This is a genomic window from Streptomyces sp. NPDC001594, assembly GCF_042893675.1.
Classification (GTDB): Bacteria; Actinomycetota; Actinomycetes; order Streptomycetales; family Streptomycetaceae; genus Streptomyces.
In genome coordinates, this window is the sequence record NZ_JBIAVB010000001.1 from 517097 (window position 1) to 530359 (window position 13263).

14 protein-coding genes are annotated in these 13263 nt (G+C 75.1%); 10 read left to right on the forward strand and 4 right to left on the reverse strand.

Annotated features, from left to right (window positions below; translation table 11 throughout):
- Nucleotides 1-59 precede the first annotated feature (59 nt).
- Nucleotides 60-1088, reverse strand: a complete 1029-nt coding sequence (locus ACFY0O_RS02645; RefSeq protein WP_388941839.1) for an SRPBCC family protein — start codon at nucleotides 1086-1088, stop codon at nucleotides 60-62.
- Between ACFY0O_RS02645 and ACFY0O_RS02650 the strand changes: the two genes are divergently transcribed.
- From ACFY0O_RS02650 to ACFY0O_RS02670, 5 genes are all read left to right on the forward strand, one after another.
- Nucleotides 1087-1212: a hypothetical protein gene (locus ACFY0O_RS02650; RefSeq protein ID WP_388941842.1), complete on the forward strand. Its 126-nt coding sequence runs from the start codon at nucleotides 1087-1089 to the stop codon at nucleotides 1210-1212. The genes ACFY0O_RS02645 and ACFY0O_RS02650 overlap by 2 nt on opposite strands.
- 5 nt (nucleotides 1213-1217) lie before the next feature.
- On the forward strand, nucleotides 1218-1520 hold the full coding sequence (locus ACFY0O_RS02655; protein WP_388942250.1) for a gas vesicle protein: 303 nt from the start codon (nucleotides 1218-1220) through the stop codon (nucleotides 1518-1520).
- Nucleotides 1510-1932 carry a gas vesicle protein K gene (locus tag ACFY0O_RS02660; protein WP_388941844.1) on the forward strand — a complete coding sequence of 141 codons (423 nt, stop codon included), beginning with the start codon at nucleotides 1510-1512 and terminating at the stop codon, nucleotides 1930-1932. Before ACFY0O_RS02655 ends, ACFY0O_RS02660 begins: the two co-directional genes overlap by 11 nt.
- A 65-nt stretch (nucleotides 1933-1997) precedes the next feature.
- The gene (locus tag ACFY0O_RS02665) at nucleotides 1998-2369 is read left to right on the forward strand and encodes a hypothetical protein (RefSeq protein ID WP_388941847.1); all 372 of its coding nucleotides are present in this window, start codon (nucleotides 1998-2000) and stop codon (nucleotides 2367-2369) included.
- A 257-nt stretch (nucleotides 2370-2626) separates the two neighbouring features.
- Nucleotides 2627-3325: a UdgX family uracil-DNA binding protein gene (locus ACFY0O_RS02670; protein ID WP_388941850.1), complete on the forward strand. Its 699-nt coding sequence runs from the start codon at nucleotides 2627-2629 to the stop codon at nucleotides 3323-3325.
- A gap of 137 nt (nucleotides 3326-3462) precedes the next feature.
- Here the strand turns inward: ACFY0O_RS02670 and ACFY0O_RS02675 are convergent, their stop codons facing one another.
- Nucleotides 3463-4245: a VOC family protein gene (locus ACFY0O_RS02675; protein ID WP_388941853.1), complete on the reverse strand. Its 783-nt coding sequence runs from the start codon at nucleotides 4243-4245 to the stop codon at nucleotides 3463-3465.
- Between the two features lie 172 nt (nucleotides 4246-4417).
- On the opposite strand from ACFY0O_RS02675, the gene ACFY0O_RS02680 reads away from it, so the two are divergent.
- The 3 genes from ACFY0O_RS02680 (at nucleotide 4418) to ACFY0O_RS02690 (ending at nucleotide 6405) form a co-directional block, all read left to right on the forward strand.
- Nucleotides 4418-4663 carry a hypothetical protein gene (locus ACFY0O_RS02680; protein WP_388941854.1) on the forward strand — a complete coding sequence of 82 codons (246 nt, stop codon included), beginning with the start codon at nucleotides 4418-4420 and terminating at the stop codon, nucleotides 4661-4663.
- Nucleotides 4664-4788: 125 nt separating this feature from the next.
- Nucleotides 4789-5358 carry a hemerythrin domain-containing protein gene (locus ACFY0O_RS02685; RefSeq protein ID WP_388941857.1) on the forward strand — a complete coding sequence of 190 codons (570 nt, stop codon included), beginning with the start codon at nucleotides 4789-4791 and terminating at the stop codon, nucleotides 5356-5358.
- A 3-nt stretch (nucleotides 5359-5361) separates the two neighbouring features.
- Nucleotides 5362-6405: an NAD-dependent epimerase/dehydratase family protein gene (locus tag ACFY0O_RS02690; protein WP_388941860.1), complete on the forward strand. Its 1044-nt coding sequence runs from the start codon at nucleotides 5362-5364 to the stop codon at nucleotides 6403-6405.
- A gap of 1 nt (nucleotide 6406) precedes the next feature.
- On the opposite strand, the gene ACFY0O_RS02695 is transcribed toward ACFY0O_RS02690, so the two are convergent.
- A complete protein-coding gene (locus tag ACFY0O_RS02695) occupies nucleotides 6407-7141 on the reverse strand; it encodes an HAD family hydrolase (protein WP_388941863.1) in 735 nt (244 codons plus the stop codon).
- 422 nt (nucleotides 7142-7563) lie between these two features.
- Between ACFY0O_RS02695 and ACFY0O_RS02700 the strand changes: the two genes are divergently transcribed.
- Nucleotides 7564-9348: a thiamine pyrophosphate-requiring protein gene (locus tag ACFY0O_RS02700; RefSeq protein ID WP_388941866.1), complete on the forward strand. Its 1785-nt coding sequence runs from the start codon at nucleotides 7564-7566 to the stop codon at nucleotides 9346-9348.
- On the forward strand, nucleotides 9348-12131 hold the full coding sequence (locus ACFY0O_RS02705; protein ID WP_388941869.1) for an FAD-binding and (Fe-S)-binding domain-containing protein: 2784 nt from the start codon (nucleotides 9348-9350) through the stop codon (nucleotides 12129-12131). Before ACFY0O_RS02700 ends, ACFY0O_RS02705 begins: the two co-directional genes overlap by 1 nt.
- Nucleotides 12132-12169: 38 nt before the next feature.
- Here ACFY0O_RS02705 and ACFY0O_RS02710 read toward each other — a convergent pair whose 3' ends face one another.
- A complete protein-coding gene (locus ACFY0O_RS02710) occupies nucleotides 12170-13231 on the reverse strand; it encodes an SDR family oxidoreductase (RefSeq protein ID WP_388941872.1) in 1062 nt (353 codons plus the stop codon).
- Nucleotides 13232-13263 lie beyond the last annotated feature (32 nt).

Consider the following 13263-nt stretch of genomic DNA (forward strand, 5'->3'; position numbering starts at 1 on the left):
GAGGCCGCCATCCTCGGGGATGGCGGCCTCACCCTGTGGAACAAGGGCCGAGGGCGCGGTCAGCGACGGCGTGCCCGGCGCGGGCGCCGTGGCTCCTCTTCCTCGTCCTCCTCGTCCTCATCTGCCTCATCGTCGGGCTCATCCGCCTCGTCCTCGTATTCCGGTTCTTCCTCGTCTTCCTCATCCGCCTCGTCCTCTTCCCCTGCCTCCGTCTCGTCCGGCGCCTCGTCTTCGTCGTACTCCTCGTCGTACTCCTCGCCCTCGCCGCCTTCCGCGTCCTCGCCGCCCTCCGCGTCCTCCGCCTCCTCCTGCTCGACGGCCTCCTCGTGCGTGGTCACGACCTCGCCGTCACGGATCTCGCCGCGCCATCCCTCGGGGTCCTCGTCGCCGGAGAGGGTCACGTGGCGCAGGAAGTGTTTCAGGTCCAGGCGCATCCGGCGGCCCTGGGCCCGCCAGAGGTTGCCGGTCCTCTCGAACAGGCCGGAGGGGTAGTACTCGACGACCAGCAGGATGCGGGTGAGGGAAGGCGCCAGTTCGTGGAAGCTGACGCATCCGCGCGTGGTCCCCTTGGGTCCGTCCGAGGTCCACACGATCCGGTCGTCCGGGACCTGCTCCTGGACCGTCGCCTTCCAACTGCGGGTGGAGGGGCCCACCTTGACCTTCCAGGCGGAGGTGGTGTCGTCGTCCTGGGAGACGCTGCGGACGCCCTTGGCGAAACCGCTGAAGTCCTCGAACCGGGTCCAGTGGTCATAGGCGGTGCGCAACGGGACTCCGATGTCGACGGACTCGGCGATGTGGGTCGGTTTGGAGCCACCCTTGCGGCTCTTGCCCTTCCCTCCCCCGCCCAGCAGCCCGCTGCCGACCTCCTTGGCCTTGTCGACGAGGTTGCCGACCGTGCCGCCCACGGCGGCTTTGAGGGGCGAGTCGCCCTGGAGCAGCCGGCCGCCGATGGCTCCGAGGGAGCCTCCGTTGTCCGCCACGTCGTAGAGCTGGTCGGTGACGTCGTCGATCTTGTCGGCGGCCTTGTCGGCGAGGTTCCCGGCCTGCGCCGTGAGGTAGTCGCCGAGTTCTCCGAGCAGGTGGTCCATGGGGGACGTCTTGCTCCCGGAGCGGGAGCGTTCCCACGGCCTGGCGGGGGTGCGCGTGGAGGTGACGGGGCCCTGGGCGCCCTACTCCTTCGCCGCCCCGCCGGCCCCGCCCTCGGGGCCGTGAACGCCATGGAGGACCTGAACGCAGTGAAGGGCATCGAGGGCGTGGAGGGCGCGCACGGCGTGGAGGGCGCGCACGCCGTGGACGGCGCGACCTCCGCCGGCCGTCGCGAGGCCGGGCTGCCCGGGCGGCAGGTGGCCCTCGTCGACCTCCTCGACCGGCTCCTGGCGGGCGGGGTCGTCATCGCGGGCGACCTCGTGCTGTCGATCGCCGACATCGACCTCGTACGGATCTCCCTGCGCGCCCTGGTCTGCTCCGTCGCCACCGCCGACTCCCCCCGGCCCCCGGACGGTGGGCACGATGACCGCTGACGCCCCCTCGCCCCGGCCTCCCGGCGCGCCCGCCGCGCCTGGCCCTCCCGGCCTGCGCGGGGTCGGTGACGCGATGGCCGAGGCCCTGCGCCTGCTGCCCGCCACCCCGGCCGAGACGGCCGGCCCGCACGCCCCCGGCGGACGGCTGCGCACCGGCCCCGACAGCGCGGCCGAGGACCTCGTCCGGCTCGTCCTGACCGTGGTGGAGCTGCTGCGCCAGCTCATCGAACGCCAGGCGCTGCGCCGCGTCGAGGCCGGCGGGCTCAGCGAGGCGCAGGAGGAGGAGCTCGGGGCCACCCTGCTGGCCCTCCACGACGCGATGGGCGAGCTGTGCGACCGGCACGGCTACCGCCTCGCCGACCTCAACCTGGACCTGGGGCCCCTCGGCCCGTTGCTGCCGCCCCCGGACTGACGTGTGGGGCGACGACCCCGCGGTTCCGGCAGCGCCGGGCGCACGGCCGGACTACGCTCCGCAGGATGGAGCGCGCAGAGATACTCAAGCGGGTGATCGGGATCCTCACCGAGGCCCAGGACGTCCGCCGGGCCGTGGAGAGCGGGCCGGACGACGAGGACGCCGGTCCGCAGGAGGCGCCCGGCGTGGCCACGCTGCTGCTGAACGAGATGCTGCCGTCGATCCGGGTCCCCGCCGATGCCACGCCCCAGCAGGTCGCGTCCCTGGTCGCCGAGGCCCTGGGCCCGGCGCTGCACACGATGGTGTCCGGGTTCAGCCTGGCGTTCACCAGCCTGGCGATCGCGCACGACAGCGGGCGTACGGACGTGTCCTCCATCGAGGTGCTGCAGGAACTCGCCCTGGAGGTCGAGGCGGGTACGTACGACGAGGGTGCGTAGGACCGCGTAGGGAAGAGTTGGATCCAGTCGCCCTCGCCGTCCGCCGCCTCACCTACCGCGGCCCTCTCATGCTCAGCGGGCGGGGGCCGCCAGGGTTCGTGGAGCACCCTCGGCACCGCGTCGGCGTGACCGGCGCCGGGTGCCGTGGTGACGGCCGCGCACGGGGAGGCCGGCGGGCTCGGGTCGGGTTTGCCGGCGAGGTCCCGGGTGAAGACGCGGGGTGGGTGCCCGGCGGTGGGTGCCGGGACGGTTCGGAGGTGAGCGCTGTGGTTCGGCAGGCGCGGGAACCGACCGCGAGCGGCGCGCGCTACGACGCCCGGCCCTACGTCCCGGACACCGGTGACCTCGCCGAGCTGGGCCGCGCGGCGGCCTCCTGCCGCGGCTGCCCGCTGCACGCGGCCGCGACGCAGACCGTGTTCGGCGCGGGCCCGCGCCGGGCCCGCCTGGTCCTGGTGGGCGAACAGCCCGGGGACCGCGAGGACCGGGAGGGGGAGCCGTTCGTCGGTCCCGCCGGCACGCTGCTGCGCCGGGCCCTGGCCGAGGCCGGTCTCGACGAGTCCGCCGTCTACTTCACCAATGCGGTGAAGCACTTCAAGTTCACCGTGCCGGAGGGGGGCAAGCGGCGGATCCACAAGGCTCCGGACCTGCGCGAGATGACGGCCTGCCGGCCGTGGCTGGTGGCGGAGCTGGCGGCCGTGCGGCCCCGGCTCGTGGTGGCGCTGGGGGCGACGGCGGGGCGGATGCTGCTGGGCGGACCGCTCCGGGTCGGTGACCACCGCGGCCTGCTGGAGGCGCTGCCCGTGGAGGAGGGCGCGGACGGCGGGCCGGGCCTGCCCGAGGCCCGGGTGCTGGTGACGGTGCACCCGTCGGCGGTGCTGCGCGCACGCGACCGGGACGGGGCGTACCGGGGGCTGGTGGCCGACCTGGAGGTGGCGGCCCGCGCCCTCGCGGACTGAGCCCCCGCCTGCGGCCGGCCGCCCGCGTGCCGGGACCCAGCGGGCGGCGGCCCGCGGCCCGGGGCGGGACGGGGGCACGTCCGCCGAGCGAAGGCCGGCCCGGGCTCACGCGTGTGGCGTGCGGCCGGGGTCCGGGTTCAGGGGCGTTCGGCGGCCTCGGTGACGGTGAAGGGGGTGCCGGCCCAGTCGCTCAGGGTCACCCGGCGCTCGGTGGCCGAGGTGGTGACGGGGCAGGCGATCGCGCCGCCGCCCCGGACGGCCCGGTCGGCGGCCTCGTCCAGGTCGGGGACGGCGAAGTGGACCTCCCAACGCGGCCGGGCCCGGGGGTCGGGGGCGGCCTCGACGGCGCCGGCGTCGATCCTGGCCACGGTGCGGTTGTGGCGGCGGACCACCACGTGGTCCTGCTCGTAGGCGACGTCGAGGGCGCCGGGCAGCTCGGCGGCCCAGCCGAGGACCTCGCCGTAGAAGACGGCGGCGGCGAACGCGTCGCGCGCCTTCAGCTCGACCCATACGGGGCCGTCGCGCTCCGGCCACCGCTCGGGGCCGACCTCGCCCTCCCAGAACCCGAAGACCGCGCCGTCCCGGTCGGCGGCGAGCGCGGCCCGTCCGGTGGCGAAGGCCAGCGGGCCGACGGCGGTGGTGGCGCCGCGCTCGCGGATGCGGGACGCCGTCTCGTCGGCATCGGCGACGGCGAAGTACGGGGTCCAGGCCATGGGCACGCCCAGGCGGGGCACGACGGCGGCGATCCCGGCCACCGGGACGCCGTCGGCGCAGGCCACCCGGAACTCCTCCCCGAGCCGGCTGCGGCGGAACCGCCAGCCCAGGACGTCCCCGTAGAACGCCTCGGCCGCGTCGAGGTCGTGGGTGGCCAGGCTCACGCAGACCGGCGCCCCGAACACCTCACCACTGGACCTGGACATCGCGCCGCCTCCCTTCCTGCCGGTCCTCCCGGTCGTCCCGGTCGTCGTCTACCCCGGACCTCCACCGTCCACCGTCGGCGCGGATTCGGCTCGTTTGCGCCGGTCGGATGGGGGCAGCCGCTCCGGCGAACGGGCCCGGTCCGACGTGCCCGGGCAAGGGAAGGAGACCCCCATGACACGGAATAACGCGGCGGGCGAGGGGGACCGGCCTCCGGACGGTCCGGCTCCCGGAGCGAAGACCCCGGACCTCCCGGTGCCGGCCCCCGGGGAGACGGAACGCGATCGGGCCGAGCGGGCCGCGGACGCCGAGCGGTCGGAAGGCGGAGGCGGGCCCGAGGGCGGGGCCGGGCAGGAACCTGCTGACGGCGCCGAGGGCGGCGCCGGGGCCACTCCCCCGCCGGTCGAGCCCCCGGACTGAGGACCCCGGACACGGGCCCCACCCGCACGCCCGTACACCCGTACGCCCGGCATGGAAGGGCATGCCGGGGGCAGGCGCGCAGGGACCCGAACAAGACGATCCTACGAACGGAAGGACGCCGAGCCATGGGACACGGCGGCGATGTGGTGGCGGAACTGACGACGGACCACGACGAGGTCAAGGACTACTTCCGGCGGCTGGGCCGGACCACTTCGGCGGAGGAACGGCGCAACCTCGCCGACCTCCTCACGATCGAACTGGTACGCCACTCGGTCGCCGAGGAGCAGTACCTGTACCCGGCGGTGCGCGAACACCTCCAGGACGGCGACCTGATCGCGGACAAGGAGATCGCCGACCACGGGCGGGCGGAGCGGATGATGAAGCAGCTCCAGGAGGAGGACGCGGCCGGGACCCGGTTCACCGCGGTGCTGCGGGAACTGGAGACGGACGTCCTGGCCCACATCCACGACGAGGAGCAGAACCTCTTCCCGGCGCTGCGGCACGCCTGCGGCCAGGAGGTCCTGGACGAGCTGGGCGTCAAGGTTCGCCGCGCCAAGAAGACGGCCCCGACCCGTCCGCATCCGGGCTCTCCGTCCACGCCGCCGGCGAACAAGCTGCTGGGGCCGGGGCTGGGGCTGGTCGACCGGGCCCGTGACCTGCTCAGCGGGCGCGGCAAGGACGACCGGGCGGCCTGAGCCGTGAAGGTCGTCGTCACCGGGGCCACCGGCAACGCCGGCACCAGTGTGGTGTGCCGCCTGGCCGCCGATCCGCACGTGACGGAAGTCCTGGGGCTGGCCCGGCGGGTGCCCCGGTGGCGGCAGCCGGGCGTCCGGTGGGCCGCGGCCGACGTCGACCCGGGCGGCACCCCCCTGGGCCCGCTGTTCGCGGGCGCGGGGGCGGTCGTCCACCTGGCGTGGAAGTTCCAGCCGACGCACGATCCGGTGGAGACCTGGCGGACGAACGTGCTGGGCTCGCTGCGGGTCTTCGAGGAGGCCGCGGCGGCGGGGGTGCCGGCCCTGGTGTACGCCTCGTCGGTGGGCGCGTACGCGCCGGGGCCGCCGTACGACCGTCCGGTGGACGAGTCCTGGCCCACCCACGGCTGGCCCGCGGCCGCCTACACCCGTGAGAAGGCCTACCTGGAGCGGTGTCTGGACGGGTTCGAGGCCGCGCATCCGGACATGCGGGTGGTGCGGATGCGGCCCGCGTTCCTCTTCAAGGAGGTCTCGGCGTCCGAGCAGCGGCGGATCTTCGCCGGTCCGCTGCTGCCGGGGCGGCTGGTGCGGCCCGGTCTGCTGCCGGTCCTGCCCGACCTGCCGGGTCTGCGGTTCCAGGCGCTGCACACCGACGACGCGGCGCAGGCGTACGCCGCCGCGGTACGGCTGCCGGTGCGCGGGGCGTTCAACCTGGCGGCGGAGCCCGTGCTGGACGTGGCCGCGCTGGCCCGGCTGCTGGAGAGCCGGGTGGTGCGGCTGCCGCTGGGGCCGGCGCGGGCGGCGCTGTCGGCGGCCTGGCGGCTGCACCTGGTGCCGGCTCCGCCCGGGCTGCTGGACGCCCTGCTGCGGCTGCCGCTGCTGAGCTCGGCGCGGGCGCGCCGGGACCTGGGGTGGGAGCCGCGCTATACGGCGGGGGAAGCCATGACGGCCTTCCTGCGGGGGCTGCGCGAGGGGGCCGGGCTGCCGACCCCGCCGCTGGTCGGGGACCGCGCCCCGCGCGCGGCTGGGGCGGAGCGCCGGGCCGGCTGACTCATCCCGCGGTCTCGGGCCGGCCCCCTCCCCCGTTCCCCGTCGTCCGCGGGGCCTTCCTCGCCAGGGGGCTGGAGTCGAGGGAGCGCAGCAGTTCCGGCGGGCCGGGGTAGACGGTCACCGGGCCCGCGGCGGTGAGTTCGGCCTCGGAGATGCCGCCGGTGAGGAGGCCGATGCAGGGGACGCCGGCGCGGGCGGCGGCCTGGACGTCCCAGACGGTGTCGCCGACGAAGACGGCGTCGGCGGGTTCGGCTTCGCTGAGGGCGAGGGCCTGGTGGACCAGGTCGGGGGCGGGTTTGGAACGGTCGACGTCGTCCGCGGAGGTGGCTCCGTGGATCACCTCGTCCACGTCGAGGGCGGCGCGGATGGCGGCGACCTCGTCGGCGGAGGCGGAGCTCGCCAGGACGATGCGCAGCCCGCGCGCGGCGATGGCGCGCAGCAGGTCGGCGGCCCGGTCCAGGACGGGGAGGGAGTCGAACCAGGCGGCGTAGAGGGCGTGGTGGGCGTCCCTCAGCCGCTGGTCCTCGCGGTGGTCGTGGGCGCTGCCCAGGAGGTGTTCCAGGATCCGGTCGCCGCCAATGCCGATGGCCCGGTGGATGCGGGCCATCGGGATGTCGTGGCCGTTCTGGTGCAGGGCCTGCCACCAGGTCAGGGAGTGCAGGTAATTCGTGTCGACGAGGGTGCCGTCGAGGTCGAAGAGGGCCGCGCGCGGCCGGTGGTCGGTACTGGTGGTCATGGTGGGCCCGGTCCTTTGCGCTCTTGTGCGCGCGGCTGTGCCGCCGTCGTTGTGGGCGGCCGCCGGCGCGCGAACGTCGTCCGCGCGCCTTCCCCGGGGCCCGTCGGCCAAACGGCGTGGCGGGGCGGGCTCGGGGGCCGCGTTTCGGGGGTGTGGGCCCGGGCAGGCGCAGCCAGAGGCCGGCCGGCCCGGCGCATCCGCACCGCCGCTGAGGGAGTCATCGTGGAGGCCGTCGTCTACCAGGGCACGTTCGACGTCGCCGTGCGGGACGTGCCGGCCCTCCGGCCTTCTGCTCCCGCCCGGCACCGAGCACGGGCGGGACTTCGCCCTCCTGCGGCCCCAGGCGGGCTGAGCCCCCGGCACGGCGCGTCCCCGCCGCCCCCGTGGACCGGCAACGGCAACGAGCAGGAGGGAACAGGACGATGAAGGTAGCCGACTACGTGTTGCAGCGCCTGCGGGAGTGGGGTGTCGAGCACGTCTTCGCCTATCCCGGTGACGGGATCAACGGGCTGCTCGCCGCCTGGGGGCGGGCGAAGGACGTGCCCCGGTTCATCCAGGCCCGGCACGAGGAGATGGCCGCCTTCGAGGCCGTCGGCTACGCGAAGTTCTCCGGCCGGACCGGGGTCTGCGCGGCGACGTCCGGTCCCGGGGCGATCCACCTGCTCAACGGGCTGTACGACGCGAAACTCGACCACGTTCCGGTGGTGGCGATCGTCGGGCAGACCGACCGCAGCGCGATGGGCGGCTCGTACCAGCAGGAGGTGGACCTGCTGTCCCTCTACAAGGACGTGGCCTCCGAGTACTGCCAGATGGTCACGGTCCCCGCGCAGCTGCCGAACGTGCTGGACCGGGCCCTGCGCATCGCCGCGACCCGCCGCACCGTGACGGCCGTGATCATCCCGGCCGACGTGCAGGAGCTCGACCACGTGCCGCCGGCCCACGAGTTCAAGCAGGTCCCCTCCAGTCTGGGGGTGTCCCGGTACGCGCCCGTTCCGGCCGACGAGGAGCTGCGGCGGGCCGCGCAGATCCTCAACTCCGGTGAGAGGCCGGCCATTCTGGTCGGGCAGGGGGCCCGGCACGCCCGTGCGGAGGTCGAGCAGGTCGCCGAACTCCTGGGCGCCGGAGTGGCCAAGGCCCTCCTCGGCAAGGACGTGCTGCCCGACACGCTGCCGTACGTCACCGGTTCGATCGGGCTGCTGGGGACGCGCCCCTCGTACGAGATGATGCGGGACTGCGACACCCTGCTCGTGGTGGGTTCCAGCTTCCCCTACACGCAGTTCCTGCCGGAGTTCGGGCAGGCTCGGGCGGTGCAGATCGACATCGAGCCGACGATGGTCGGGCTGCGCTACCCGTTCGAGCTCAACATCGTGGGCGACGCCGCCGAGACGCTGCGTCGGCTGCTGCCGCTGCTGGAACCGCACCGGGACGGGTCCTGGCGCGACGGCATCGAGGCGGGGACCGAGCGCTGGTGGGAGGTGATGGAGCGGCGGGCCGCCGTGCCCGCGCACCCCGTCAACCCCGAGTACGTGGCCCACCAGTTGGACGGGCTGCTGCCCGAGAACGCGATCGTCACGGCGGATTCCGGTTCGGCGGCCAACTGGTACGCCCGGCACCTGCGGATGCGTGACGGCATGCGCGGTTCGCTCTCGGGCACCCTGGCGACGATGGGGCCAGGGGTCCCGTACCTGATCGGGGCGAAGTTCGCGCACCCCGACCGGCCCGGCGTCGCGCTCGTCGGTGACGGCGCGATGCAGATGAACGGGATGGCGGAGCTGATCACGGCCGCGAAGTACTACCACGAGTGGTCGGACCCGCGGCTGGTGGTGGCGGTGCTGAACAACCAGGACCTCAACCAGGTGACCTGGGAGATGCGCGCCATGCAGGGCGCCCCGCAGTTCGAGGAATCGCAGGCCATCCCGGACGTCCGGTACGCCGACGTGGCCGCCCTGTTCGGACTCGGCGGGGTGCGGGTGGAGCGGCCCGAGGACGTGGGGCCGGCCTGGCGCCAGGCCCTGGGGGCGGACCGGCCGTTCGTCATCGACTTCCGGACGGACCCGGCGGTGCCGCCGATCCCGCCGCACGCCACGTGGGAGCAGATCAAGGACTCCGCGTCGGCGCTGCTGCACGGGGACAGCGACCGCGGCAACGTGGTGCGCCAGGGGCTGAAGGCGAAGGTCCAGGACTTCCTGCCCGGCGGGGCGGACTGATGGCGGCCGGCCCCGCCCCGGTGGACCTGGCCGGACTGGAGGGGGCGCTGCGGGCCGAGGTGGAGGGGGAGGTCCGCTTCGACGCGGGCAGCCGTGGCGCGTACTCCACCGACGGCTCCAACTACCGACAGGTGCCGCTCGGGGTGGTCGTGCCCCGGACGGTGGAGGCGGGCGCGCGGGCGGTGGCCGTCTGCGCGCGTTTCTCCGCGCCCGTCCTGTCGCGGGGCGGCGGGACGAGCCTGGGCGGGCAGTGCACGAACACGGCCGTGGTGATCGACTGGACGAAGTACTGCAACCGGCTGGTCTCGGTGGATCCGGCGGCGCGCTCCTGCGTGGTGGAGCCGGGCATCGCCCTGGACGAACTCAACCGGCAACTGGAGCCGTACGGGCTGAAGTTCGGCCCGAAGCCGGCCACGCACAGCCACTGCACGCTGGGCGGGATGATCGGCAACAACAGCTGCGGGGCCTCGGCGCAGGCGTACGGCAAGACCGTCGACAACGTGCGCCGCCTGGAGGTCCTCAGCTACGGCGGGGACCGGTTCTGGGCCGGTCCCACGGACCCGGACGAGTACGAGCGGATCGTCGCGGCGGGCGGTGGCCGGGCCCGCCTCCACCGGGGGCTCAAGGACATCGCCGCCCGCCACCTCGCCGAGATCCGCCGCGGCTACCCCAAGATCCCCCGGCGGGTGTCGGGCTACAACCTGGACTCCCTGCTGCCGGAGAACGGCTTCGACGTGGCCCGGGCCCTGGTGGGCAGCGAGGGCACGCTGGTGACGGTGCTGCGGGCGGAGCTCGCCCTGGTCGAGGTCCCGGCGGCCGAGGCCCTGCTGGTGCTGGGCTACGAGGACGTGTACGCGGCGGCGGACGCCGTTCCCGGCCTGCTGGAGCACTGCCGGCCGGCCCAACTGGAGGCCGTCGACGGGCGGATGGCGCAGCTGATGCGGGAGGAGGGGGTCCACCTGCACTCCCTGGAGCTGCTGCCCGAGGGCGAGGCGTGGCTCCTCGCCCAGTTCACCGGGGACGACCAGGAGGAGGCGGACCGGCAGGCGTACGAGCTGCTGCGGGCCATCGGGCGGGGCGAGGACGACGCGTCGGTGGCGTTCTCCGACGACCCGCCGCGGGAGCAGGAGTTCCTGAAGGCCCGCGAGGCCGGGCTGGGGGTGACCGCGCGGCCGCCGGACGGGTCGGAGACCTGGGAGGGCTGGGAGGACTCCGCGGTGCCCCCGGAGCGGCTGGGCGACTACCTGCGCGACCTGGAGCGGCTGTACCGGCGGTACGGCTACCAGCAGGCCTCCCTGTACGGGCACTTCGGGCAGGGCTGTGTGCACACCCGGATCCCGTTCGGGCTGCGCGACGCCCAGGGTGTGGCGGCGTTCCGGGCGTTCCTGGAGGACGCGGCGGACCTGGTGTCCTCGTACGGGGGTTCGCTGTCGGGCGAGCACGGCGACGGGCAGGCGCGCGGCGAGCTGCTCCCCCGTATGTTCGGTACGGCCCTGGTGGGGGCGATGGGCGAGGTCAAGGCGCTGTTCGACCCGGGGAACCGGATGAATCCCGGCAAGGTGGTCGAGCCGCACCCGGTGGACGCGGATCTGCGGCTGGGGCCGGGATGGCGGCCGCGGCCGGAGCGCCGGACGTTCTTCGCGTACTCGCGGGACGGCCACGACTTCAAGCAGGCCGTGCAGCGGTGCGTGGGCATCGGCAACTGCCGTACGCACGAGGGCGGGGTGATGTGCCCCTCGTACCGGGCCACCCTGGAGGAGGAGCACTCCACCCGGGGCCGGGCGCGGCTGCTGTTCGAGATGCTGGACGGGCACGGGGACTCCCCCGTCACCGGCGGCTGGCGCTCCCCCGAGGTGCGGGACGCGCTCGACCTGTGCCTGTCGTGCAAGGGCTGCAAGTCGGACTGTCCGGTGGGGGTGGACATGGCCACGTACAAGGCCGAGTTCCTCGCCCAGCACTACCGGTGGCGGCCGAGGCCGCCCGCGCACTACTCGCTGGGCTGGCTCCCGTTGTGGGCGCGGCTGGCGCGCACCGCTCCGGGGGTGGCGAACGCCGCGCTGCGGGCGCCGGTGCTGGGGCGGGTGGGGAAGCTGGCGGCGGGCGTGGATCCGCGGCGGGCGGCTCCGCCGTTCGCGTCCGTGACCTTCCAGGAGGCGTGGCGGCGCTCGCGCCGTCCCGAGCCCCGGCCGGACGACCCGCGCACGGTGCTGTTGTGGCCGGACACGTTCACCAACCACTTCCATCCGCACATCGCCGGCGCGGCGGTGCGGGTCCTGGAGGACGCCGGGTTCCGGGTGGCGGTGCCGGCGGCGGCGGTGTGCTGCGGGCTGACCTGGGTGTCCACGGGGCAGCTGGGCATCGCGCGCCGGGTGCTGGAGCGGACCGTGCGCACGCTGCGCCCGTGGCTGGAGGCGGGTACGCCGGTCGTCGCGCTGGAGCCGTCCTGCGCGGCCGTGCTGCGCTCCGACGCGACCGAGCTGCTGGCCGGGGACGAGGACGCGCGGCGGCTGGCCGCGCAGACGCGGACGTTCGCCGAGCAGGGCGTCCTGCCCGCCGTCCGCGCCACCGCGGCCGACGCCTTCGTGCTGGCGGACGGGTTCAGCTGCCGGACGCAGATCGAGCAGGCGGGCACGGGCCGCCGGGCCCTGCACCTGGCGGAGGCCCTGGCCCTCGCCCTGGACGGCGGCGCGCCGTCCGACGGGGGCCACCCTGAGCGGGCGGCTCCGAGCGCCGTGCGCGGGGGCGCGCGGCGGCGCCGCCGGGAGGCGGGGGCCGGGGCGTAGGGCGCCGCCGGGTGCCCGGGGAGGATGGCGGTGCCGCCTCAGCGGTGGGCGGTCCGGTGGTGGCGCAGGGCCGCCACCACGAGGGTCGCCGCCGTGGCCGCGCCGCCGGTCCACAGCAGGCGCGGGCGGCGGGCCACCCAGGCCTCGGGGGAATGCGGGTGGGCGCGGTCGTCGAAGGTGCCGTGGGCGCCGAAGTCCCGGCCGCCGTCGCCGTCGAGGGGGTTCCACAGGTTGTGCGGGCGCGGTCCGCGGTCGGGTTCGGAGGTCTGCTGGGAAGAGAACCCGGTGCGGGCGAGGTAGCGGTCCAGCAGGCCCGGGACCAGCCGGTTGGCGATGATGGTGGCCAGGGCCCGGCCGCCCACGCAGTACACGCGCCGGCGGGGGTGGTCGGCCGCGTGGACGATGGCCCGGGCGGCGACCTCCGGCTGGTAGATCGGCGGTACGGGCTGCGGGCGGTGCGGCAGCCGCGACAGTCCCCAGGCGAACTGCGGGGTGTTGACGGCCGGCAGCTGGACCACGGTCACCTTCACCCGGCTGCGGCGGTGCATCAGCTCGGTGCGGACGGCGGAGGTGAAGCCCCGGACGGCGTGCTTGGCGCCGCAGTAGGCCGACTGGAGCGGGACGGAGCGTTCAGCGAGGACGGAACCGACCTGGACGATCGTGCCGGCGTCGCGGGGCAGCATCCGGTCCAGCGCCGCCCGCGTGCCGTGGACGTACCCGAGGTAGGTGACCTCGGTGACCCGGCGGAACTCCTCGGGCCGGATCTCCTCGAAGGGGGCGAAGACGGTGGTGAAGGCGGCGTTGACCCAGACGTCGACGGGCCCGAAGACGGCTTCCACCCGGTCGGCGGCCGCCGCGACCTGCGCGGCGTCGGAGACGTCGGCGGGCAGCACCAGGGGGGTGCCGCCGGCCTGCGCCACCTCGTTCGCCGCCGCTTCGAGTCCGGCGCGGCCGCGGGCGATCAGCGCCACCCGGGCGCCGCGCGCGGCGAACTCCCGGGCTGTGGCGCGGCCGACTCCGGCGCTGGCCCCGGTGACGACCACGGTCTGGCGGTGGGGGTGGCGGGAGTGGCGGGGGTGCTCACTGCGGGTCGTTTCCATGGCTTCGGGCTCCCTGTGGGCCGCCGTCGGGC

Coding starts and splice junctions, on each gene's coding strand:
- ACFY0O_RS02650 (WP_388941842.1), top strand. CDS start 1,087: ATGGGGGACGTCTTGCTCCCGGAGCGGGAGCGTTCCCACGGCCTGGCG.
- ACFY0O_RS02680 (WP_388941854.1), top strand. CDS start 4,418: ATGACACGGAATAACGCGGCGGGCGAGGGGGACCGGCCTCCGGACGGT.
- ACFY0O_RS02700 (WP_388941866.1), top strand. CDS start 7,564: ATGAAGGTAGCCGACTACGTGTTGCAGCGCCTGCGGGAGTGGGGTGTC.
- ACFY0O_RS02705 (WP_388941869.1), top strand. CDS start 9,348: ATGGCGGCCGGCCCCGCCCCGGTGGACCTGGCCGGACTGGAGGGGGCG.
- ACFY0O_RS02685 (WP_388941857.1), top strand. CDS start 4,789: ATGGGACACGGCGGCGATGTGGTGGCGGAACTGACGACGGACCACGAC.
- ACFY0O_RS02675 (WP_388941853.1), bottom strand. CDS start 4,245: ATGTCCAGGTCCAGTGGTGAGGTGTTCGGGGCGCCGGTCTGCGTGAGC.
- ACFY0O_RS02645 (WP_388941839.1), bottom strand. CDS start 1,088: ATGGACCACCTGCTCGGAGAACTCGGCGACTACCTCACGGCGCAGGCC.
- ACFY0O_RS02655 (WP_388942250.1), top strand. CDS start 1,218: ATGGAGGACCTGAACGCAGTGAAGGGCATCGAGGGCGTGGAGGGCGCG.
- ACFY0O_RS02660 (WP_388941844.1), top strand. CDS start 1,510: ATGACCGCTGACGCCCCCTCGCCCCGGCCTCCCGGCGCGCCCGCCGCG.
- ACFY0O_RS02695 (WP_388941863.1), bottom strand. CDS start 7,141: ATGACCACCAGTACCGACCACCGGCCGCGCGCGGCCCTCTTCGACCTC.
- ACFY0O_RS02710 (WP_388941872.1), bottom strand. CDS start 13,231: ATGGAAACGACCCGCAGTGAGCACCCCCGCCACTCCCGCCACCCCCAC.
- ACFY0O_RS02665 (WP_388941847.1), top strand. CDS start 1,998: ATGGAGCGCGCAGAGATACTCAAGCGGGTGATCGGGATCCTCACCGAG.